17 protein-coding genes, 2 tRNA genes and 1 riboswitch are annotated in these 21918 nt (G+C 54.2%); of the genes, 11 read left to right on the forward strand and 8 right to left on the reverse strand.

Features of this window, described 5'->3' with window-relative positions:
* The first annotated feature begins 64 nt into the window (after positions 1–64).
* From IEX77_RS02860 to purB, 10 genes are all read left to right on the forward strand, one after another.
* Positions 65–146, forward strand: a tRNA-Leu gene (locus IEX77_RS02860).
* A gap of 116 nt (positions 147–262) precedes the next feature.
* Positions 263–365, forward strand: a riboswitch (TPP riboswitch).
* Positions 366–417: 52 nt separating this feature from the next.
* A complete protein-coding gene (locus IEX77_RS02865) occupies positions 418–2709 on the forward strand; it encodes a TonB-dependent receptor (RefSeq protein ID WP_229770779.1) in 2292 nt (763 codons plus the stop codon).
* An 18-nt stretch (positions 2710–2727) separates the two neighbouring features.
* On the forward strand, positions 2728–3339 hold the full coding sequence (pnuC, locus tag IEX77_RS02870) for a nicotinamide riboside transporter PnuC (RefSeq protein ID WP_188807614.1): 612 nt from the start codon (positions 2728–2730) through the stop codon (positions 3337–3339).
* 16 nt (positions 3340–3355) lie between these two features.
* A complete protein-coding gene (locus IEX77_RS02875; RefSeq protein ID WP_188807615.1) occupies positions 3356–4027 on the forward strand; it encodes a thiamine diphosphokinase in 672 nt (223 codons plus the stop codon).
* The gene (locus tag IEX77_RS02880) at positions 4020–4784 is read left to right on the forward strand and encodes a methylated-DNA--[protein]-cysteine S-methyltransferase (protein ID WP_188807616.1); all 765 of its coding nucleotides are present in this window, start codon (positions 4020–4022) and stop codon (positions 4782–4784) included. The genes IEX77_RS02875 and IEX77_RS02880 overlap by 8 nt, the downstream gene beginning before the upstream one ends.
* A 176-nt stretch (positions 4785–4960) precedes the next feature.
* Positions 4961–6295 carry an NAD(P)/FAD-dependent oxidoreductase gene (locus IEX77_RS02885; RefSeq protein WP_188807617.1) on the forward strand — a complete coding sequence of 445 codons (1335 nt, stop codon included), beginning with the start codon at positions 4961–4963 and terminating at the stop codon, positions 6293–6295.
* Positions 6296–7035: 740 nt separating this feature from the next.
* On the forward strand, positions 7036–7842 hold the full coding sequence (locus IEX77_RS02890) for an outer membrane protein assembly factor BamD (protein WP_044123896.1): 807 nt from the start codon (positions 7036–7038) through the stop codon (positions 7840–7842).
* Positions 7843–7875: 33 nt separating this feature from the next.
* Entirely contained in the window at positions 7876–8202 is a 327-nt protein-coding gene (locus IEX77_RS02895; RefSeq protein ID WP_009432420.1) for a DNA-directed RNA polymerase subunit omega, read from the forward strand.
* A 23-nt stretch (positions 8203–8225) separates the two neighbouring features.
* Positions 8226–8684, forward strand: coding sequence for a DUF4293 domain-containing protein (locus tag IEX77_RS02900; RefSeq protein ID WP_188807618.1), 459 nt, complete (start codon positions 8226–8228; stop codon positions 8682–8684).
* A 99-nt stretch (positions 8685–8783) separates the two neighbouring features.
* Entirely contained in the window at positions 8784–10124 is a 1341-nt protein-coding gene (purB, locus tag IEX77_RS02905) for an adenylosuccinate lyase (RefSeq protein WP_188807619.1), read from the forward strand.
* Between the two features lie 604 nt (positions 10125–10728).
* Here the strand turns inward: purB and IEX77_RS02910 are convergent.
* Positions 10729–10812, reverse strand: a tRNA-Leu gene (locus IEX77_RS02910).
* Positions 10813–11240: 428 nt separating this feature from the next.
* On the opposite strand from IEX77_RS02910, the gene IEX77_RS02915 reads away from it, so the two are divergent.
* Positions 11241–12014 (forward strand): tetratricopeptide repeat protein, encoded by a 774-nt coding sequence (locus IEX77_RS02915; protein WP_188807620.1) that lies wholly within the window; start codon positions 11241–11243, stop codon positions 12012–12014.
* A 116-nt stretch (positions 12015–12130) separates the two neighbouring features.
* Here IEX77_RS02915 and thiL read toward each other — a convergent pair whose 3' ends face one another.
* The 7 genes from thiL to IEX77_RS02950 all read right to left on the reverse strand — a co-directional run bounded on the left by thiL (position 12131) and on the right by IEX77_RS02950 (position 21858).
* Positions 12131–13186 carry a thiamine-phosphate kinase gene (gene thiL, locus IEX77_RS02920; RefSeq protein WP_188807621.1) on the reverse strand — a complete coding sequence of 352 codons (1056 nt, stop codon included), beginning with the start codon at positions 13184–13186 and terminating at the stop codon, positions 12131–12133.
* Between the two features lie 66 nt (positions 13187–13252).
* Positions 13253–14356: a tetraacyldisaccharide 4'-kinase gene (lpxK, locus tag IEX77_RS02925; protein ID WP_188807622.1), complete on the reverse strand. Its 1104-nt coding sequence runs from the start codon at positions 14354–14356 to the stop codon at positions 13253–13255.
* 54 nt (positions 14357–14410) lie between these two features.
* Positions 14411–16243 (reverse strand): signal peptide peptidase SppA, encoded by a 1833-nt coding sequence (gene sppA, locus IEX77_RS02930; protein WP_188807623.1) that lies wholly within the window; start codon positions 16241–16243, stop codon positions 14411–14413.
* 233 nt (positions 16244–16476) lie between these two features.
* Positions 16477–18492 (reverse strand): lamin tail domain-containing protein, encoded by a 2016-nt coding sequence (locus IEX77_RS02935; protein WP_188807624.1) that lies wholly within the window; start codon positions 18490–18492, stop codon positions 16477–16479.
* A 26-nt stretch (positions 18493–18518) separates the two neighbouring features.
* A complete protein-coding gene (locus IEX77_RS02940; protein ID WP_188807625.1) occupies positions 18519–18680 on the reverse strand; it encodes a hypothetical protein in 162 nt (53 codons plus the stop codon).
* Between the two features lie 975 nt (positions 18681–19655).
* The gene (locus IEX77_RS02945; RefSeq protein ID WP_188807626.1) at positions 19656–21668 is read right to left on the reverse strand and encodes a hypothetical protein; all 2013 of its coding nucleotides are present in this window, start codon (positions 21666–21668) and stop codon (positions 19656–19658) included.
* A gap of 28 nt (positions 21669–21696) precedes the next feature.
* Positions 21697–21858, reverse strand: coding sequence for a hypothetical protein (locus IEX77_RS02950; protein ID WP_156429965.1), 162 nt, complete (start codon positions 21856–21858; stop codon positions 21697–21699).
* Positions 21859–21918: the final 60 nt, after the last annotated feature.

Here is a 21918-nt window from a genome sequence, read left to right on the forward strand (position 1 = left end):
TATTATCACTACCTTTGCCTCGCAATTACAGAAGCCTTGCCCACGGGCAACGCACTTCACACAGGCGGCTGTGGTGTAATTGGTAGCCACGTCAGACTTAGGATCTGATGCCGCGAGGCGTGGGGGTTCGAGTCCCTTCAGCCGCACTGAAAGCAGGCGATCTACTCTATCGATGAGTAAGACCGCCTGCTTCTCTTTTATACGTGGGACGCTATTTGTTTGGTAAATGCCCTACCTTGGCTTACCTTTGCGCCCGAAAGAACTAAGGACAAAGGGGTGCTCACCGCACATAATGGTGAGCTGAGATGATACCCTCAAGACCTGACCCAGATCATGCTGGCGTAGGGATTGTTCATCGACCATTATCTACCCTTTCCCCTTCAGCTCTGCATTACTATGCCAATGAATAAGTATTGTATGATGAAGAGAAAAACAACGCTCCTCTCCACCGTGGTCCTCTCGGCCACAGCTACCTTCCTAGCCTCTCCCTCCGTAGCTACAGCTACACAGCTCGCAGATAGTCTCAGCACGCACCGCCTCGAGGAAGTGCAGGTAACCGCTACACGCGCTTCAGCAAAGACACCTATGTCTTTCTCCAACGTCTCGAAAGGCCAGCTCCTGAAGTCAAACCTTGGGCAAGACGTCCCCTACCTCCTTCTGCAGACACCTTCCGTCGTAGCGACGAGCGAGCCTGGTATCGGTATCGGCTACACCTACCTGCGAGTACGTGGGGTTGATGCAGCCGGCATCAATATCATGACCAATGGCGTGCCACTCAATGACTCCGAGAGCCAAGGGGTCTTCTGGGCAAATATGCCGAACTTCTCCTCCAGCATCCAGGATGCTCAGCTCCAGCGTGGCGTCGGGACATCATCTAATGGCTCTGCTGCCTTCGGTGCCAGCCTCAACCTCCGCACCGACCACTTCTCCATGACACCGACCGCCTCCCTCACCCTCCTCGGTGGGTCTTACAATACCTTCCGACGTGACGTCCATGCCTCTACAGGGCGCATCGCAGGGCATTGGGCCTTAGAAGCTCGCCTTGGGAAGACGACCACGGATGGCTACATCGACCGCAGTGGTACGGAGGGCACCTCCTACTTCATTCAGGGAGGCTACTTCGGGGAGAACACCATCCTCAAGCTCCTCTCCTTCGGCGGGAAGCAGCGCACAGGTATCGCTTGGAACGGACTTAGCCCCGAGGAAGAAGCCGTCTACGGCCGACGCTACAACTCCGCTGGGCACATGAATCCCGGCAGCACACCTCAAGATGCTCGCTACCGATATAATACAGACAACTATGAGCAGTACCACTATCAAGCACAGCTCACCCAGCGTCTGAGTGAGGGCTTGATACTCAATCTCACCGCGCACTACACCAAGGGCTACGGCTTCACCGACGAGTACCGCACGGGGCGTAAGCTCAAGGAATACGGGCTGAAGGAATTCATCCTCCGTGATGAGAGTGGCGCTGCTATCCTCGACAAGGATGGCAAGGAGCAGAAGGTCAAGAAGATCACGCTGCTTCGCACCAAGTACCTTGACAATGATTTCGCAGGGGGTATCGCGACGCTCGACTATAAGTCCGATCGCCTGGAGCTCACTGCTGGGCTGTCTGCTAACCACTATGCGGGCGATCACTACGGTGAGCGCATTCCCGTCACGCCCTACCCTTACCTCGTAGAGCCCAATGAGCGCTACTACGAAGACAAGGCCAATAAGACCGACCTCTCAGGCTTCGTGAAGGCGAACTATGAGGTAGTGACTGGACTCAACCTCTTTGCCGACCTCCAGTACCGCTTCATCGACTACCGCATCGCTGGTACGATCGACCACTTCATCAAGAATAGCCAGGGAGCTATGGTAGCACAAGAGATCGACCTCAAGAAGACCTTCAGCTTCCTCAATCCGAAGGCGGGGCTCTTCTATCAGTTCGCTCCCCAGCATCACGTCTATGGCTCGGTCGCAGTAGCTCACCGAGAGCCCAATCGTAAGAACTACACCGAGGTCAGCCCTAAGGACTACCCTCGTGCTGAGCGCCTCACGGACTACGAAGTCGGCTACGGTTTCCGCAGTCGCTCCTTCACCGCTGGGCTCAACCTATATTATATGGACTACCACGATCAGCTCGTGCTCAATGGTAAGCAGAGCGATGTCGGCGGTAAGCTCAGCGAGAACGTAGCCAGCAGCCACCGTATGGGTGCCGAGCTCAATGCTTCATGGAAGATCTGCCCCATGCTTCGCTGGGATCTGGCAGGTGCCGTCAGTAAGAACCAAATCAAGCGGTACCACCTCTATGCTTGGAGCGATAAGGCTGGTGACGAAGTGCTGACGACCTATGACCGCACTCCTATTGCTTACTCACCCCAGCTTGTCCTAAGCAATACGCTGACCTTTACGCATCGTGCCTTCGAAGCTGCCCTTACCTCGCAGTACGTCGGTATGCAGTACCTCGATAATACGGGGAGCCGTGAGCGTAGTCTCCCCGCCTACCACGTAGCGAGCCTACGCCTCGGCTATGAGCTACCCGTACACTTCGTGCGTAGCTGGAGCATCAGTCTGCAGATCAACAATCTCTTCGATGCACGCTACTCGAGCAATGGCGGAGCTGGCTACACCTTCGACAAGAAGGGTGCGATCAGCAGCTACACCTGGACCTATCCTCAGGCTGGTATCCACGCCTTCCTCGGCACGACCATCACGATATAATCTCTACCTTTACGGTCTATGGATCTGACCACTCTCCTCTCCTTCCTCTCCTCGCACGTCCTGGAGCTCGTCACGCTCGTCGTGTCACTCATCTGGCTGTACCTCGAGTACCGCGCCAGTATCTGGCTCTGGCCCGTAGGTATCATCCTACCCTTGCTATGGATACCGATCTGCTATCAGAGTCATCTCTACGGCATGCTCGCTATCAATATCTACTACCTCGTGACCAGCATCATCGGCTGGATAGCGTGGCTACGTAAGGGCAATGCCGAGGGAGAAGAAGTCCCCATCTCTAATATTCCGGCGAAGGCTGGGGCGATCTACCTCGCCCTGGCCTTCGTGGGTTACGTCGCTCTGCTCTTCCTCCATCCCTTCATCCCCGAGTGGAAGCTCCCTTGGGCGGATGGACTCATGACGATAGCCTCGGTCATCGGCATGCTCTGGATGGCACGAAAGTGGCGTCAGCACTGGCTCTGCTGGATCATCGCGAATGCTGCTGGCTTCATCGCACTCTACGGAGCGGAGGACTACATCTCCTCCTTCGTCTACGTCGTGAACTTCGTCACCGCCTTCTTCGGCTACCGCAAGTGGGGGCAGCTGATGAAGCAGCCCGACAAGCACACCGTCTAAGTAGTCCCCCGACACCATGCGCACCTACCCTCGCTTCACTCAGGAGACCCTCCCGCAGACACTCGTCCTCGCGAACGGGGCCTTCCCCACCGCCCCCACGCCCCTTGCGCTCATCGACCACTGGATACTGGGCAAGGAGGGCTACAGCCTCACCTGCTGTGACGGAGCCGTCAATAAGCTCCGTCGCTATACCGACCGCCTGCCCGATGCGGTCATCGGGGACCTCGACTCGGTATCTCCTGCACTCAAGGATCTCCTGGCGGGACGCATCCAGCTCTTCTCAGATCAGGAAACCAACGACCTGACGAAGACCTTAACCTATCTCCATTCGCGCTACGGGAAGCAGGCCATTACTCTTCTTGGTGCCAGTGGCGGACGCGAAGACCACCTCCTTGCCAACCTCGCACTACTCCCAACCTACGCCCCCCTTGTCGAGGATCTCGTGATGCTCACCGACGAAGGCTACTTTCTCCTCATCACCGAGCCCTCCACGATCGAGGTCTTGATCGGGCAGCAGATATCGATCTTCAACTTCCAGCGGACGCCCATCAGCCTCGGCGGTGTGCGCTGGCCCCTCGTGGAGGCTACGCTCCCAGCACTATGGTGTGGCTCACTGAACTGCGCCATCGAGAATCAGATCACCGTCCACACCACCGCCCCCATCCTCATCTATCTGGCCAATGTCTGAGCAGGAAGCCCTCACCATCGTCCTCGGTGCACTGGATCAGCTCACGCCACGGCGCACCGATCCACCCACACTGATGGAGCTGACTCTATGCCTTGGTTATAGCGAGGCTGAGCTGGACGAAGCCTTCACAACCCTCTTCGCTTGCCCCGCAGACGAAGCTCTCGCGCTCTTCTCTCAAGAAGCACTTCGCCTGCGCCCTGCGGAGTTCCTATCCGACTACCCCACACGACTGACCCTCGACAGCAGCTACACAGGGCCCGTCTCCTACTGCTTCTTTCCCTACCGCTTCGGTGAGCTGCTTTTAGCCACTACGCCACTGGGGCTGTGCTACAGCAGTTTCACTCTCAGCGACTGGCAGGGGACTTACGCTGAGCTACGCCAGCTCTATCCCCAAGCCTCACACGACCTCAAAGTCGAGCACGAATACCTCCAGCAGGCTATTCGCTACCTCAAATCCCCGACGACGGAGGCTCTTCCCCCACTCCACCTCATCGGCACGCTCTTCCAGCGGAGCGTCTGGATGAGTATGCTCCTCATCCCAGAGGGGAGCCACACCAGCTACCAAGGCCTCGGCGAGACCTTCGGTATGCCTCAGGCAGCCCATGCTGTCGGGTCAGCCGTAGGAGCCAATCCCTTAGCTCCCTTCATTCCCTGCCACCGCGTCCTGCCGAAGGAGCACACCATCGGCCACTATCACTGGGGTGTAGCGCGCAAGGCCCTACTCCTCTTACCCGAGCTTCTCACACCGCAGGCATAGTCCTCTGCACCCTTATCACACCAAGCCCCCGCATCGGTTGCCCAAGATGAGCACGATGCGGGGGCTAACTATTTATATCCAGTCCACGAACAAGGAAATCGCACATGGTAAACTATCTGATGCTTAGACGTGTTCTCCTATTGCCTATTTATTTAAGTATTTAATAATATACCCCGATGAGTATCAATCTACCTCCTTCTTCTCTCCCCCGCGTCGTCATCGCAGGCGGAGGCTTTGCTGGTCTCAAGCTGGCACAAGCTCTCGATTCTTCGCTCTTCCAGATCATTCTCATAGATCACCACAACTACCACCAGTTCCCCCCACTCATCTATCAGGTAGCCTCATCGGGTCTGGAGCCCAGCTCCATCGCCTTCCCCTTCCGTGCTGCCTTCAAGCGCAAGAAGAACTTCATCTTCCGCCTGGCGAACGTCATCGGCGTCGAGCCTGAGCAGAAGCAGCTCATCACCTCGGTGGGCGAAGTGCCCTACGACTACCTCGTCTTGGCATGCGGCGGTACGACGAACTACTTCGGCAATGAGCAGGTCGCCAAGCATAGCCTACCGATGAAGACCCTCTACGAATCGATGAACCTGCGCAACGTCCTGCTGCAGAACATTGAGAAGGCACTCGTCTCCGACAATCCCGAGACTCGCGAAGCCCTCCTCACGGTAGTGATCGTCGGTGGCGGTCCTTCGGGAGTTGAGATCGCAGGGGCACTGGCAGAGATGAAGCGCTATGTCCTGCCGAAGGACTACCCCGATATGGAGACGGACCAGTTCAAGATCCACCTCATTGACGCTTCGCCCCGCCTCCTGCAGGCGATGAGTGAGAAGAGCTCTCGCACCGCCGCCGAAGGCCTTACCTCTCTTGGCGTCGAGATCCACCACAACATGATGGTCACCGACTACGATGGCCGCGTGCTCACCCTCGGTGATGGGACGAAGATGAATACCCGCACGGTCATCTGGGTTAGCGGTATCATCGCCAACACCGTCGAAGGGATCCAGGCCGACTCCCTCGGTCGTGGCAAGCGTATCCTCGTCGATGGCTACAACGAAGTACAGGGCGTACCCGACGTCTTTGCCCTCGGGGACCAGTGCCTCATGACGGCTGACCCAGCCTACCCTCAGGGACATCCCCAGATGGCTCAGGTCGCTATCCAGCAGGCAGCCCTGCTGGCCAAGAACCTCAAGGCACGCCTCACGGGAGGAAAGCAGCAGACCTTCCGCTACAAAGACCTTGGCTCGATGGCTACCATTGGCCGAAACCGTGCCGTCGCAGAGATTGGCAAGGCCAAGTGGGGTGGCTTCACCGCCTGGCTCCTCTGGCTCGTCGTCCACCTGCGCTCCATCCTCTCGGTGCGCAACAAGGTCATCGTCCTCCTCAACTGGATCTGGAACTATGTGACCTACGACCGCTCGCTCCGCCTCATCCTCAAGCGCAACGTGCCTGTCGATCCCTACCAAGCTCGCCAAGAGCGTCTCGCCAACCGAGACACCCATGTAGAGTAGGTAGCTGGCATTCCCTCTTACTGATAAGGCCCACCCTGTACGATACAGGGTGGGCCTTATTGCAAGGTGCCGCATCGACCAATATAGGTCAGCGGGCGAAGCTATATAGGTCGCGAAGGCAAGCTATAGGAGACTGTTGCCGAGAGTCCTGTCCTCTATTTAGAGTACTAAGGCATCGCACGCCCAGCTCCCCGATATGCCTCTCCGGAGTGATACACAAGCCCTTCGCCTTATCGCGCGTATTCCTCTTATCCAGCGGAGGGAAAAGTGGCATTCTCGCGAAGAAAAAAGTGCCTTCACGTAGTGGTCTTCCTCTGTCCACGCACGTAGTCTTAAAGACCAGGCACGTCAGTCCAAATATCCACGTACGTAGATATTAGAGCCACGTACGTAGTCCAAACTTATCTGCCACTCATCCACAACTTTTATCTATACACGGAGCAACAACCTGATATAGGTTCACACCTCACACCTCTACTCATTCACTCCACACACCGCTATTCGTTCTTGCTCTTCGCCTTCATCAGATGGTGGCACCTATGGCTACGCCTTGCATTTACCCCTCATAGAGCCACGCTCTCGAGCCCACGCTCGTTACCAGCTTGTCCCAAGCGTAGCGCGGACACTTACCCCATCAGGTATGGAGCGAAAAATATGGGGCGCATTCCCTTGGAAAGTCGTATCTTTGCCCGCGAGGCTCAATACATAAGAAGGAATTGGGCTGTGATGAGATATTACATATGATCAAAAGACTTTGTTTGGCTTGTGCGGGGCTCCTGCTCCTCTCTTCATGTGGTGAGTACTACCGCGTGCAGAAGTCCACGGACCTCGGGGAGCGCTACTCCTTCGCCAAGAAAAGCTATAATGAGAAGAAATATGGGCGTGTCGTGAGCCTCCTCGAAGACATCGTCCCTCAGCTCGTCGGTACGAACGAAGGCCCTCAGAGTACCTATCTCTTGGCCGACGCCTACCTCCAGCGGGGCGATGAGAGCGAAGCTTCACGCTACTTCCAGAACTACTATACGAGCTACCCCAAGGGACCTATGGTCGAGGAAGCTCGCTTCAAGGCTGGCTACTGCCTCTTCCAGGCATCGCCTGACCCACGACTGGATCAGAGCGCTACCATCGGGGCTATCAAGGAGCTCCAGTCCTACCTCGACTTCTACCCCAAGGGCAAGCATAGCTCAGAGGTCGAACTGATGCTCTTTGAGCTGCAGGACAAGCTCGCCTATAAGGAGTTCCTCGCTGCCAAGCTCTACTACAACCTTGGCCTCTACCTCGGCAACAACTACGAGTCCTGCATCATCACGGCGCAGAATGCTCTGAAGGATTACCCCTTCACCAAGCACAAGGAAGACCTGACCTTCCTCATCCTGCGAGCCAAGGCCGAGATGGCTGACCTCAGCGTCCCCGAGAAGTTGCAGGAACGTCTCCGCGACGTCATCGACACCTACTATGCCTACCTCAATGACTTCCCCAACGGGACGTACACGAAGCAGGCACAGAAGATCTTCGACCGCATGAACAGCAAGAAGGTCAGCGAATAACCCACCCACGAAGTATCATAGAGAATAAAGAATATGCCTAAGTACAAAAAGAATGTACCGACCAACACGATTAGCCGTGACATGGTCAGCCTCAGCAAGGACACGGAGAACATCTACGAGACCGTGATGATCATCGCCAAGCGTGCGAACCAGATCGCCCAGGAGACGAAGCAAGAGCTCGAAGCTAAGCTGCAGGAGTTCGCAGTCTACACCGACGATCAGCAGGAGATGGTTGAGAACGAAGAGCAGATAGAGATCTCCCGCCAGTATGAGCGCATGCCCAAGCCTACGCTCATCGCTGCTAAGGAGTACGAAGACGGCGAGCTCTACCACAACATCGCTGGGCGCACCAAGAAGTAAGTCCCGACAAGCTCTCTATCGCTATGTGGCAACGCATACAGACAGTATGGCTCCTCCTTGTGGGGCTCATTATGATCACCTTTGCCCTACAGGACGTCGCGGTCTTCACCCTCCCCGAGGGGCAGGCTTGTGTCCTCGACAACTGGCGCATCTATAGCGCCGTCGACAGCACGACGCTGCACAGCACCTGGGCCATCGGTGTACTCAGCATCCTGACGGGCTGCGCATCACTCGGACTGATCTTCCTCTACAAGCGAAGAATCCTGCAGATGCGCCTGACGATCCTGACGATGCTGGTCATCATCGGCGAACTCATCTACATCGCTTGGGCCAGCTCTCAGTTCTGCTCAGCGAACGGGGCGACCTTCGCCATCCGCTTCCCACTGGCTCTGCCGATCATCTGCCTGCCTCTGCTCTACTTCGCCTCCCGCCGTATGATCTACGACGAGACGCTTATCCGAGCCTCACAGCGCCTACGATAATCCCCATCTGCGAAGCACCTCCCTCTACACATGTGAGATGGGAGGTGCTTCGCTGCTTTCTCCCCCTTCCCCTCCTATCACATCTATTACTCTGCAATCATGCAATTCGATTCGCTACAAGCTATCTCCCCTATTGATGGGCGCTACCGCGGCCAAGTAGAGGCCCTCGCCTCTTACTTCTCTGAGGAAGCCCTCATCCGCTACCGCGTACGTGTAGAGATCCTCTACTTCATCGCCCTCTGCGAAGAGCTCCCACACCTCCGTGGTATCCTCAGCAAGGACCGAACGGATCGCCTCCACGATATCTATCTGAGCTTCACCACCGAGGATGCCCTCCGAATCAAGGAGATTGAGCGCGTGACGAATCACGACGTCAAGGCCGTCGAGTACTTCATCAAGGAGAAGTTCGACGACCTCGGCCTGAGCGATGAGAAGGAGTTTGTCCACTTCGGGCTCACCTCACAGGACATCAACAATACGTCCTTCCCTCTGATGATCCGCGAAGCTGTCGAGCACGTCTTCCTGCCTGAGTTCGGCGGACTGATCGATCAGCTCCAGTTCTACGCCACGGAGTGGGAGCACGTATCGATGCTGGCACGTACCCACGGGCAGCCAGCCTCCCCCACGCGCCTCGGTAAGGAAATCGAGGTCTACGTCTACCGCCTGCAGGAGCAGCTCAAGACGCTCGAAGCACTGCCTCACACAGCGAAGTTCGGCGGTGCCACAGGGAACTTCAACGCCCATGCTGTAGCTTACCCTCAGCATGACTGGAAGCGCTTTGCGGCAGACTTCGTCCGTAGCCTTGGCCTCGAGCGTGAAGCCTTCACCACGCAGATCTCTAACTACGACCAGATGGCTGCTCTCTTCGATGTGCTGACGCGTATCAACGTCATCCTCATCGACCTGGCGCGTGACTTCTGGATGTATATCTCGATGGACTACTTCAAGCAGCAGATCCGTGCTGGCGAAGTCGGCTCATCAGCTATGCCTCATAAGGTCAACCCCATCGACTTCGAGAATGCAGAGGGTAACCTTGGCATCGCGAACTCCGTCTATGGCTTCCTCGCTCGCAAGCTCCCCATCTCGCGCCTGCAGCGTGACCTCACCGACTCCACGGTACTGCGCAATGTCGGTGTACCCTTGGCACACAGCCTCATCGCACTGAAGAGCCTGCGCAAGGGCCTCGGGAAGGTACTCCTCAACAAGGATGCCCTCTACCAAGATCTTGAGCACAACTGGGCCGTCGTAGCCGAAGCACTCCAGACGATCCTCCGTCGCGAAGGCTATCCCAAGCCCTACGAAGCCCTCAAGGAGCTCACGCGTACCAACGCTGCCATCACGGAGAAGGCCATCTACGACTTTATCGAAGGCCTCGCTGTCAGCGACGCTATCAAGGAAGAGATGCACCGCATCTCCCCCCACAACTACACGGGGCTCTAAGCCATCCCACCCAGCTTCGCAGGCGACATTCCGCCCACTGAGTCCATAAGATAAGTGTGCCCCCGAGTAGCGATAGAGCTACTCGGGGGCACACTTTTATATAATATGGTGGGCCGTCTGCTACCCCAACCTACTAAAAACGAATAGGGACTGTCTCCCGACAGCCCCTACTCTCTGTTAACCTTAAATCTAATACCATGAAAAACACACTACAAAGGTACGACATTTTTTTATACTACCAAATAAATCTATAAAATTGATTAAACTTCTTCTACGAAGGGCTGCTATTACCGCATAGAAATAGCGCATTCTTCACGTGTACATATAGAGACTACGCTTTGTATATCAACAGATTGCATCAGAAGAATAAGGCAAACCCATCTCCATACGAGGAGATAATACCTTCACAAATGAGCACAGAAAATTTTTCTTGAGCAGCGAGAAAGAGTACCGAATCCCTCCCTTTTTCATCCGCTGCTCCCCCTATCGGCGGACGATTTTCTTCACTTTTGAGGTAATAGAACGTATAAAAGCACCATAGGCCTACGGCAAAAAGAGCGATCCCCACTATGGTCACCAGACCATAGTGGGGATCGCTTCATTGTACCCAGAGCCGGGATCGAACCGGCACGAACTTTCGTCCATTGGTGTTTGAGACCAACGCGTCTACCGATTCCGCCATCTGGGCTTATCGGATCGGCTGCAAAGATACGACAATTATTAGAAGTAGCCGATACAGATTCATTGCACTACACTATGCGGAGCATTCCACTACTACTCCATGCACGAAGCACTATTGCTTTCCCCTCGTAGCACTACTGGTTCACACCACATACCAATAGTGGTTCATACCGCATACCACTATTGGTATGAGTCTGTCTGTATGAATCTCTGACTAAGCCCTTGTAGCTTATCAAGATAAGTGCCTTCTACTTCACAAGATCTCCACAAGTAATGTGAGAGCCCTACAGATATTCCACCTCTGAGGCAGCACTCATACCAAAATATATATCCATTAGACAGACTATTTCCTTATATTTGCAGTTGTATATAAGCATTCATTTAACAAAGCAGGCCATAATACACGCCATCAAGTTTCAGAAAAGAACCTAATCAATGAGCAATATTTTCTCAAAAATCGCACAGCTCTTCTCCAGCAACAAGGAAGGACAGCGCCCCCAAAGCACCGAGGCACGGACATCAGCTTCTCAAGCAACGACCTCCCAAAGCACAGCCTCTTGCTCTCACCCTGCAATTAATTTGACACACATTGACCTACCCACCGCCCCCTCTTTCGGCACACGCAGCCTCGAAGAAGTACGGGCGGCGGCTGAGGGTGGCGACGCCGAAGCACAGTACCTCCTCTTTGACTACTATGCTTCGGGGCATGGGGAAGAAAGCGATCGTCCTGCCTTTGAATGGCTAACCAAGGCTGCAGAGCAGGGCTATCCCTTAGCGCTCTATACCAGCGCTCTTATCCAGATCGAAGAAAAGGAAGGAGCAGCCGTACCTCCACAGGCGCTCTTCTACCTCCAAGCCTCTGGAGAGCGAGGCTTCTCCGATGCCTATCTCCAGCTCTATCATCTCTATCGCGATGGGAAGGGCGTCGAGGCCAACGAAGACACAGCTATCAACTATCTCAGAAAGGCTATGGAGGCTGGTTCGGGTACGGCCTATCTGATCGTTGCCAAGGGCTTCCTCCCTGGCAATGGTGGGGGGCCCATTGACTACGATGCTGCCTACTACTATGCAGAGCAAGCAGCGCACCTTGGCTGTCCTGAGGCGGTGGAACTCATCATCCATCTGCTCGAAGAGAACCTTGCCTCTGGCGACCACACGGAGCTCCTGCGCTACTGGCGCCGTCAGCTTCGCCCCACGCATTCGCTATAACTCAAGCTCGATGAGCTGACACACTACAAGAACCCCTATACGTGCAAAGGGTACTCTCCACTTAAGGAGAGTACCCTTCTATTTTATTAGTCCCCTGTAGATAGAGGACAAGTAGGCTATATAGTAGACGGACTTTGTTCCTCTGCCTCATCAGGCCAGCCTTGAGCACGGAGACGAAGCTCTGCACCATCAGGGGTAACAAGGTAGCAGCCCTGCCCAGGACTGGTCACATGACCGATGATATGGATACCATCCAGTTCCTTCAGGCGATCCAACTCAGCAAGCGGAATGGTGAAGATGAGCTCGAAGTCTTCGCCACCATTCATCGCTACGGTCGTCGTCGACATATTCAGCTCCTCAGCCATGCGATGCGTCTCGATATCGATCGGCAGACGCTCCTCATAGATACGCACCCCTACACCACTCTCTGTAGCGAGATGGAGGAGTTCGGAGGCTAAGCCATCCGAGCTATCGATCATCGACGTGGGACGCAGCCCCTTCTCTCGAAGAGCAAGGATGATATCTTGGCGGGCTTCGGGACGAAGCTGACGCTCGAGGATGTATTCATGCTCGGCAAAGTCAGGCTCGAAGTCCCCCTTCTCCCCTGCGAAGACGCGCTTCTCACGCTCCAGAAGCTGGAGCCCCATATAGGCGGCACCGAGATTTCCGCTGACGCAGATGAGGTCGGTGGGCTGAGCACCACTACGGTAGACGATCTCCTCTTCGCGAGCAGCTCCCAGACAGGTGATGCTGATGCAGAGCCCCGTGAGGCTTGCCGAGGTATCTCCCCCAACTAAGTCTACCCCGTAACGGCTACATGCAAGGCGAATACCAGCATAGAGCTCCTCAAGATCCTCCACAGCGAAGCGAGCCGAGACACCAATAGAGCAGGTGAGTTGCTGTGGATGTCCATTCATCGCGTAGATATCGGAGAAGCTCCCGACAGCAGCCTTATAGCCTAAGTGCCTGAGCGGAGTATAAGTCAAGTCAAAGTGAATACCCTCAAGAAGGAGGTCAGTCGTCACGAGCGTCTGCAGTCCTTCGGGGTACGCGATGACGGCAGCATCATCACCCACACCACGACGGGTGCTCTCATGCTGTATGGGGAAGTCTCGGGTCAGGCACTTGATGAGCGCAAATTCGCCGAGCGAAGAGATCTCTGTTCGTTGCATATAGATATAGAATACTTGGGATAGGCACCGCAAGTGCAGCACCTTCGATGGGAGAAGAAAAGCCCCTTAGCGCAGCCCTTGTAGGGAGGGTGGCAGGGAATTAGCCGCCTTGCATATCATCTCACGAAACTCCTGTGGCTTGTAGAGTATCTGCGTCTCGATCGGGAGAAAGTACAGCTGCTTGACCAGCTCCTCGGGAAGTTCTCCAAGGCTATCGGTGAAGCGTACCGCATCCTTCTCCGTGCAGACGATGTAGACAGGATGCCCCGAGTGCTGCTCACACAGCTCCTGCCAGCGCTCACCGATCGCCGTAAAGTCCTTTCGGCGGAACTGATGATGGTCAGGATAGACGAGCTGGTCAATCAGCTCATATCGCTCGGCAAGGAAGGAGAAGAAGAGCCCAGGCGAGGCAATCCCCGAGAGAGCGATGACGAGTGCATCCTTAGGGAGCGGGCTACCAGCCTCGCCAAGGAGGGTGCGCACTGCACGTGGCTGCTGGTAGTGGATGCGTGAGAAGAAGATCTCCTGATGCGCGTAGAGATCAAGGTTGCGCTGCATGATACGCAGCTTGATCGGCTGCATATCATGTGGGCACTTCGTCAGGATGATACAGTCGGCACGATAGCGTGCCGTAGCAGGCTCGCGCAAGCCTCCAAGGGGGAGAAGCTCATCATCATGCAGCTCACGCTGGGCATCGATGAGCAGGATATTGAAGGAGGGCTGCACGTAGCGGTGCTGGAAGCCATCATCGAGGAGGACCACCTCGGGGCGCTCTTCCTCAGGGAGTGCGAGCAGGTAGCGCATAGCACGGCGACGATTGCCATCGACGACGAAGCGCACCTCGGGGTACTTCTGCTTGATTTGCTTAGGCTCATCTCCGACTTCTTCAGCTGTCGAGGTCAGGGTCACCTCCCTCAAGCCACGGCTCTTTCGCTTGTAGCCACGACTGATGACAGCGATACGATATTGCTTACGAAGGATCGAGATGAGTAGCTCGACATGGGGCGTCTTCCCCGTCCCACCGACGGTGATATTCCCGACACAGATCAAGGGAATGGGATAAGACTGCTGCTTGAGTATGCCTTGGTTGAAGAGAAAGTTGCGCAGGCCTACCCCCAGACCGTAGAGCCAGGAGAGCGGATAGAGGAGCGGATTATTACTTTTCTTCATTACACCGAGGTGAGGAGAGGGAGGGTGCGAGTGATGCTTGCGCCCTCCCTGTGATTAGTAGGATGTATATTCGTAGGGCAGACGTGCGAGGATCCCCGTATAGCGGTAGCCTTCGCGGAAGAACTCACGGATCTTCTTCTCTTCGTCTGTCATGAAGAAGTCACGTAGACGGGCAGTGAAGCGCTCAGTGGTCTTTGAGGCGAAGAGCTCTTCGAGGAAGCTCGTAGAAGTAGAGCCATAGTCTACGCTGTAGCCCTCATGAAGCCCAGCGAGGCGCGCAGCAAGGCGGATAGCCGTCTCCAGCCCCCCAAGCTCATCGACAAGCCCAAGCTCCTTCGCCTTAGCACCAAGCCACACGCGACCCTGACCGACGGAGTCTACTGCTTCGACAGACATATCACGGCCGATAGCGACGCGGGAGAGGAAGGTCTTATAGCCGCGCTCTACCTCCATCTGGATCAGCTGTCCCTTCTCAGGAGTCAACGGACGCAGAAGCATAGCCATCGGATCACTCATACTCATATCTGCATAGGGCGAAGTCTGCACGACATCAATGCTTACCCCGACCTTACGTCCAAGCTCAGATGCATCAGGCAGTATACCGAAGATCCCGATAGACCCTGTGAGCGTCACGGGACTGGCAACGATAGCATCAGCTGCCGAAGCAATGTAGTAGCCACCCGACGCCGCTACGTCCCCCATGGAGACGACGACCGTGCGCGACTGACTCAGCTCACGTACCTCATGCCAGATCTGCTCCGAGAGGAAGGCACTCCCCCCTGGCGAATTGATGCGCAGGACGACAGCCTTAGCCGTAGGATCCTCACGCAGCGCACGGAGGTCACGTGCCAAGTCGCTCGTAATACCATCGCTACTGAGCGGGCTCTCTGTGATCTCTCCTTCAGCAAAGAGTACCTTCACTACATTATCCTTATCAGTACGATCCTTGTCCAGCGGATCGGGCTCCGTAAGGAAGTCCGACAGCGTCACCACAGGGATATCATCAGCCGAGGCGACATCGAGACGCTGCGCCATGAGGTCTTCGACATCGAGACGATAAGCTAAGGTATCGACGAGGTGAGCACGCACGAAGGTCTCAGCCTCACCGAAAGCACGGCCGCTATCAGCGAAGGCGCGCAGGCTATCGACGGGCACCGAGCGCGAAGCCGAGATCTCACGAAGCATGAAGTCCCACAGCCCGTTGAGATAGACCGAGATCTGCTCACGATTGGGCTCACTGAGCTTATCGAGCATGAAGGGTTCTACAGCCCCCTTATAAGTGCCGACCTTAAAGATATGCGCCTTGACCCCGAGCTTATCCAAAGCCTGACGGTAGAAGGTAGGTGCCGAAGCCAGGCCGACAAGCCCCACCATACCCTGAGGGTTGAGGATGACCTTGTTCGCTACAGATGAGAGGTAATAGGCCTTCTGGTCATAGGAGTCAGCGTAGGAGATGATGAACTTCCCCGAGGAGCGGAAGTCCTTGAGTGCCTCACGCAGATCTGCCGTCGAAGCCATACCCCCACTATAGCCCTCCACATTGAGGTAGATACCTCGTATGCGAGAGTCCGCCTTCGCCTTACGGATGCTGGCGAGGGCCTGCGAGAGTGAGATCGGCTTCTCGTCCGAGCCCATCCCAGGGATGAAGCTCGAGAGTTCGTCCGTAGTGACGATCTCGGAGATCGAGCTAAGATCGATCTTCAGCACGCTCCCATCCTGGATCTCGGTCGGAGTAGAGCCTGAGGCCAAAGCACCTACGACGATGACGATGAATAGGAAAAAGGCGAAGATCGAGCAAAGGATATTTGCCGCGATGAAGCCAACGAAGGAGGCCAAGACGGTCTTCCAGAAGCCTAAGGGCTTTTTGGGTTGTAAGGGTTCTTCCATTGGGGTGTGAAGCCAGAGAGGGAGGTGATAGATAGTGCAGGGAGTGTACTTAGGCACTTATCCCTTTAGGACAAATATAGTGAATCCTCACTATTTATCTTTCGGAGCGCCCCTCCTGTAGAGCCGAGGCACAGCACTTTAGCAAGAGGAGCTCTCCTCAGATACGACTATCCCCCGTGCAGTGACTAGCACCACACGGGGGATATATTATTAGGTATAGGAGTGACTGACGACTAGCGGTCAGCAGCGAGAGCACGCTCCTTAGTCCACCACATGGGCGGGATATACTTATACAGCTTAGCTTGTGCCTTCAGCTCGTCGAAGCCCATCTTATCCTTGCTATAGTCAGGGGCAAAGATGGGGCGCTCATAGATGTAGCCATTCTTCGTTGAAGCCCCAGGGATCGTGCTACCCGTGCTGGTATCCTCCATCCAGTGGATACCCAGAGCAGGCGTCTTCACGCGATCGCGGTCGTAGTAGTAGCTGAAGCGATAGCCCCAGTCAAGAGCTTCGTAGCGGTGACGCATGACCCAGTCAGAGTTGTGGTTGATCTGCATCTCCTTACGAGGCAGGTCACGGCCTGGCTTACGGAAGTAAGTGGCCGTAGGATACTGCGCACGGATACCATTGGTGTACCAGAAGAAGGCATCGATCGTCTCGCAAGTGCAGCTACCACCCTTCGTCTTGCTACCACCCTTGCTGGAGGAAGTCTTACGTACGATACGATGGCGTGAGCGATACTGCTCACCCTTCACATCGAAGCGAGGAGCATAGAATGCCTGTGCATACTGGCGCTTATCTGCAGAGTAGTTGCTCAGGATACCCGTCTCAGCTGCGATATTGAAGAGGTAGACCAGACCATCACGGTTTCTGAACTGTGGCATCATCCCCTTATTCACGACAGCAGCCGTATAGAAGACTGCCGACTTATGAGGAGGTAGGATACCTCTTCTGATGCCGTAGTCCCCAGACTTGTCGATAGAGCTAGCTACGCCCAGACCATCGACGAAGAGGAGGTTAGGATCAGGCAGAAGTCTTGACTCGTAGGTAGGCTTATTGCTTGAGTACCATGTAGAGGGCGAGGTCCCCGTCTTGCAGTAGTCAAAGCGCTGGATATAGTAGTCCTTTAGGTCAATGGGCTTATTTGTGGGGTTGTAGAACTCCCATGCCGTAGCACCACCATAGGTACCACCTCCGATGAAGACCTCAGTGATGATGAGGTCGCCCTTAGGAGCGGGGAGCTCAAGGGGGAGGCGGTGGACCTTACTGGCAGCGAGCTGCTTGACGTGCCACTTCGTCGTGATATCACTCTCGGTAGCACCCAGCGTCTCGTCGTAGGCATCGGTGCGGAACTCCATCAGCATCTCGCGACGACCATCAAACTTCGTAGGCACAGCCCAGAAGTAGTACGTGTGTTTCTTACCGACAGCGACGTCACCCTGCTCGAAGTAGATGCGCTGCATCGTGCTGGCATTCTGAGTAGTCTTCCACTTGGGCACGGACTTATTGTTACTGTCCGTCTCATAGTCGAAGAGCTGGATAGTACCTTCGGTCGTGAGGGCATCGGTCTTGAGGGTGATCTCATGAGGGGAGTAGGTCATATTCCCATCGGTGTTATCAATCGTAGCACCTACCATCGCACCATAGAAATGGAAAGTCAGGTTGTCTGCATAGTACCCCTTCTGCTTCGTCTTAGGATCTTCCTTAGCACGGAGCTGCGTAGGAGCGAAGTACATGGGGAGGGTGTAGGCCTCACCGGTGCTATAGAAGGAGTGAGGATTAGGCACGATAGCACCACCCGTGGCATTGATACCCGTGACACCGATAGCACCAGCGATCATGATCTTTTCCTTGGTGGGATCAATACCATAGGGAGCATCGACATTGACGCGAGCTTTGTAGACTGAGCCCTCTTTCTTGAGGATTGTGAGCGAGCTCTTGTGGATCTGAAGCTTGCTGTCAGGAGCATCTGCTCTCTTGAAGGCCAGGTAGAGCGTCTCCTTGTCACCAGGATTCCAGACGAACTTCAGACCGGCATACTTGCCTCCCTGCATATTCTCCTGGATAAGCATTCGGAGGTCATCTGAGGGAAGCCCTGCAATATCAACATCAAACGAGATCTTTTCGCCGCTAGTGGCTGCCTCTGCTGTCGTAGGCGTAGTCACTGGGGCCTCTTCATTCTTACACGCGCTCATCCCAGCCGTCAAGGCAATGAGCAGGGTCGCGCCGTAGATACGTAGTAAGTTCATACTTTTCATCGGATAAATTTACGAGGTTAAGAGAAGGGGAGGAAGGTATCTTCATCACCCTCATCGATACCATCTGGCAGCGTACCACTACCAGAGATAAGGATACTCTGCCCGAAGATCATTTCAAGCAGTTCGGCTCGAGGAGCCTCATACGGGCCGTAGAGCCCACATGATTCATTCTGTTTCATCAGCTAAAAAAATTACAGTTACACCCCTCGGGAGACGACGTAACTCTCCCATAGAGGCTATTTAAATAATGCTTATGTTTCTTGATTTTAGGGCCGAAACACCCCAGGTCTACGCAACAAAAGGAGGAGGAATGTTAAAATTCATAAACAGAGAAAGCTCCCTGCCAAGACAATTGAATTCCGCCTCACACACTAATAACGGGGCATATACCCGCACAGTATATACCCCGATGAAATAATGAGAAATCTTCTCCGTTAATATACGCCACCACTAAGGTATTATACCATCAGAAGTCAGAAAATCACCAGTATATCCTCTACTTCACAACACCTCTAAGAGTCCATATATAATAGGGAGAAAAATGAACCAGTACTGGTTACTTCTTCGACCAGTACTGGTCACAACTCGGAGTAGTACTGGTCACTATTAGCGACCAGTATTGGTTCGCTCGCTGACCAGTACTAGTCTATTTTATCCATTCCAAGAGAGTCACACATCACCCTCAGTAAGAGCGCCATACCCAGACACAATTATCCCCGTGCGGCAACAAGCACCACACGGGGATAATCAATATAGAGGAGGAGCTAACGATTAGCGGTCTGCCCCCTCTGCACACGTTCTCGTCCAACACAACAGGACGGGGTACGATAGCAAAAGCATTTGTCTCATTATCCTCTATCTAATGATGCATCTCCCCCCTGTAATGGCGTAAAAGAAGGAGCTATATAGAGGTGAAGTATCAACCTATATTGGTCACTGGGTGAACCTATATTGGTCTACATCGCAACCTATATAGGTTTACTTCACGAGCAATATAGGTTCACCCAGCGACCAATATAGGTTCGCACAACCCAGTTGTAGGGAGGCGTGCTACGCCTTATGCAAGAAGGCTATATCTATATATAACTATCCCCCGTGCAGCGCCAAGCACTACACGGGGGATAGATGGATAATTAGGCGTGTGGGGCTAATGCCTACGGATTCTCGCCAGGTTTCATGTCAGCCTTCTGAGCACGCTCCTTCGTCCACCACATGGGGGGGACATACTTATATAGCTGAGCTTCCTTCTTCAGCTCTGTGAAGCTCATATCATCCTTGCTATAGTCAGGAGCAAAGATAGGACGCTCATAGATATACCCGTTCTTTTCAGAAAGAGTAGGCACCGTGCTACCTGTACTATTATCCTCCATCCAGTGAATACCCAGTGCAGGCGTATTCACACGGTTACGGTCATAATAGTAGCTGAAGCGATAGCCCCAGTCAAGAGCTTCATAACGTTGGCGCATGACCCAGTCTGAGTTGTGGTTGATCTGCATCTCCGTACGGGGCAGGTCACGACCTGGCTTACGGAAGAAGGATGCCGTAGGATACTGAGCGCGGATACCATTGTTGTACCAGAAGAAGGCGTCAACGGGGATGGCAGTACTTCCCCAAGCAGAAGACTTCCCTGCCACCTTACGCACGATGCGGTGGCGTGAGCGGTATTGCTTCCCTCCCGAATGGAAGCGAGGAGCAAAGAAGGCCTCGGCGTACATACGCTTATCGGCCGAGAAGTTGCTCAGAATACCCGTCTCAGCTGCGATATTAAAGAGGTAGACCAGACCTTTACGACCTCTGAACGTTGACATCATACGCTTGTTTTCGACAGCTGCCGTGTAGAAGACTGCAGACTTATGAGGAGGAAGAACTCCTCTCTTTACATTGTTTTCTGAGGACTTATCAATTGAGCTTTCTGCCAGAATATCATGGAAGAGCAGATTGGGGTCCGGTAGAAGTCTTGACTCATACGTGGGGGAAGATGGATACCAGGTAGACGCAGAGGTACCAGACTTATTATAGTCAAAGCGCTGAATGTAATATTCCTTCAGATCAATGTTTGCTTCCGTAGGGTTATAGAACTCCCATGCAGTAGCAGCTCCATAATTACCACCACCGATAAAGACCTCGGAGATGATCAGATCACCCTTAGGAGCAGGGATCTCTACCGAGAGGCGATGCACCTTAGCCGAAGCAAGCTGCTTGACCTTCCACTTCGTTGAGACATCAGACGCTGTAGCTCTAAGCTCCTTGTCATAAGCATCTGTACGTAACTCCAAGGACATCTCACGACGACCACTGAACTTTGAGGGTACAGCCCAGAAGTAGTACGTACGCTTCTTACCCACAGGGACATCACCCTGATCGAAGTAGACACGCTGTGCCGTGGTAGCATTCTGCTCCGTACTCCACTTAGGCACGGACTGACCATTGCTATCCGACTCGAGGTCGAAGAGGTTCAACGCCCCTTCGGTCGTAAGAGCAGCGGTCTGCATCGTTATCTCGTGAGGTGAGTAGGTCATATTCCCCTGCGTGTTATCGATCGTAGCACCGACCATCGCTCCATAGAAGTGGAAGGTCAGGTTGTCGGCATAGTACTCCTTTGACCCACCGACCGTCTTAGAGCGAAGTCGCGTCGGAGCAAAGTACATAGGCAGAGTATAGGGAAGCCCCTTATCGTAGAAGTAGCGAGGACCAGGGACCGAAGCAAGACCCGTCGTAGCATCGATACCACTTACACCAATAGCACCAGCTATAAGGATATTGTCCGCATCGGGATTGATACCAGCGGGGGCATCAACATTGATACGAGCCTTATAGCGGTTTCCCTCCTTCTTGAGAATCGTGAGTGAGCTCTCACGGACTGTGACTGCAGAAGATGCGCTACCCTCCCTCTTGAAAGCAATGTAGAGCTTCTCCGTGTCGTTAGTCTTCCAGACAAACTTCAGACCAGCGTGCTGGTTGCCGACGATATTCTCCTGGATCTCCATTGCACGAAGATCACTTGTGGAAAGCCCCTCAATATCTACATTGAGAGAGATCTTCTGACCACTGTTAGCCTCCGCACTTACAGCTGGAGCCGTCACAGGGGCATCTTCATTCTTACAAGCACTCATTCCCATCGTCAGAGCGACGAGTAGGGTAGCACCGTAGATACGTAGTAAATTCATTCCTTTTTAGATAAAGTAAATTAAGTGGTTAGGGTACAAACTCGAAGGTATCGTCATCGCCTTCGTCGATACCATCAGGCAGCGTACCGCTACCTGCGATAAGAATGCTTTGCCCGAGGGCAACGTTGAGGAACTCAGCTCGAGGAGCCTCATACTGGGCTTGGAGCCCACGCGATTCGTTCTGCTTCATAGACTAATAAATTACTTGATACATCCTCTTATAGTGGATGCAACCTCCTCCAAGAGGAGA

Source organism: Porphyromonas pasteri, from assembly GCF_014647755.1.
GTDB classification, from domain to species: domain Bacteria; phylum Bacteroidota; class Bacteroidia; order Bacteroidales; family Porphyromonadaceae; genus Porphyromonas; species Porphyromonas pasteri.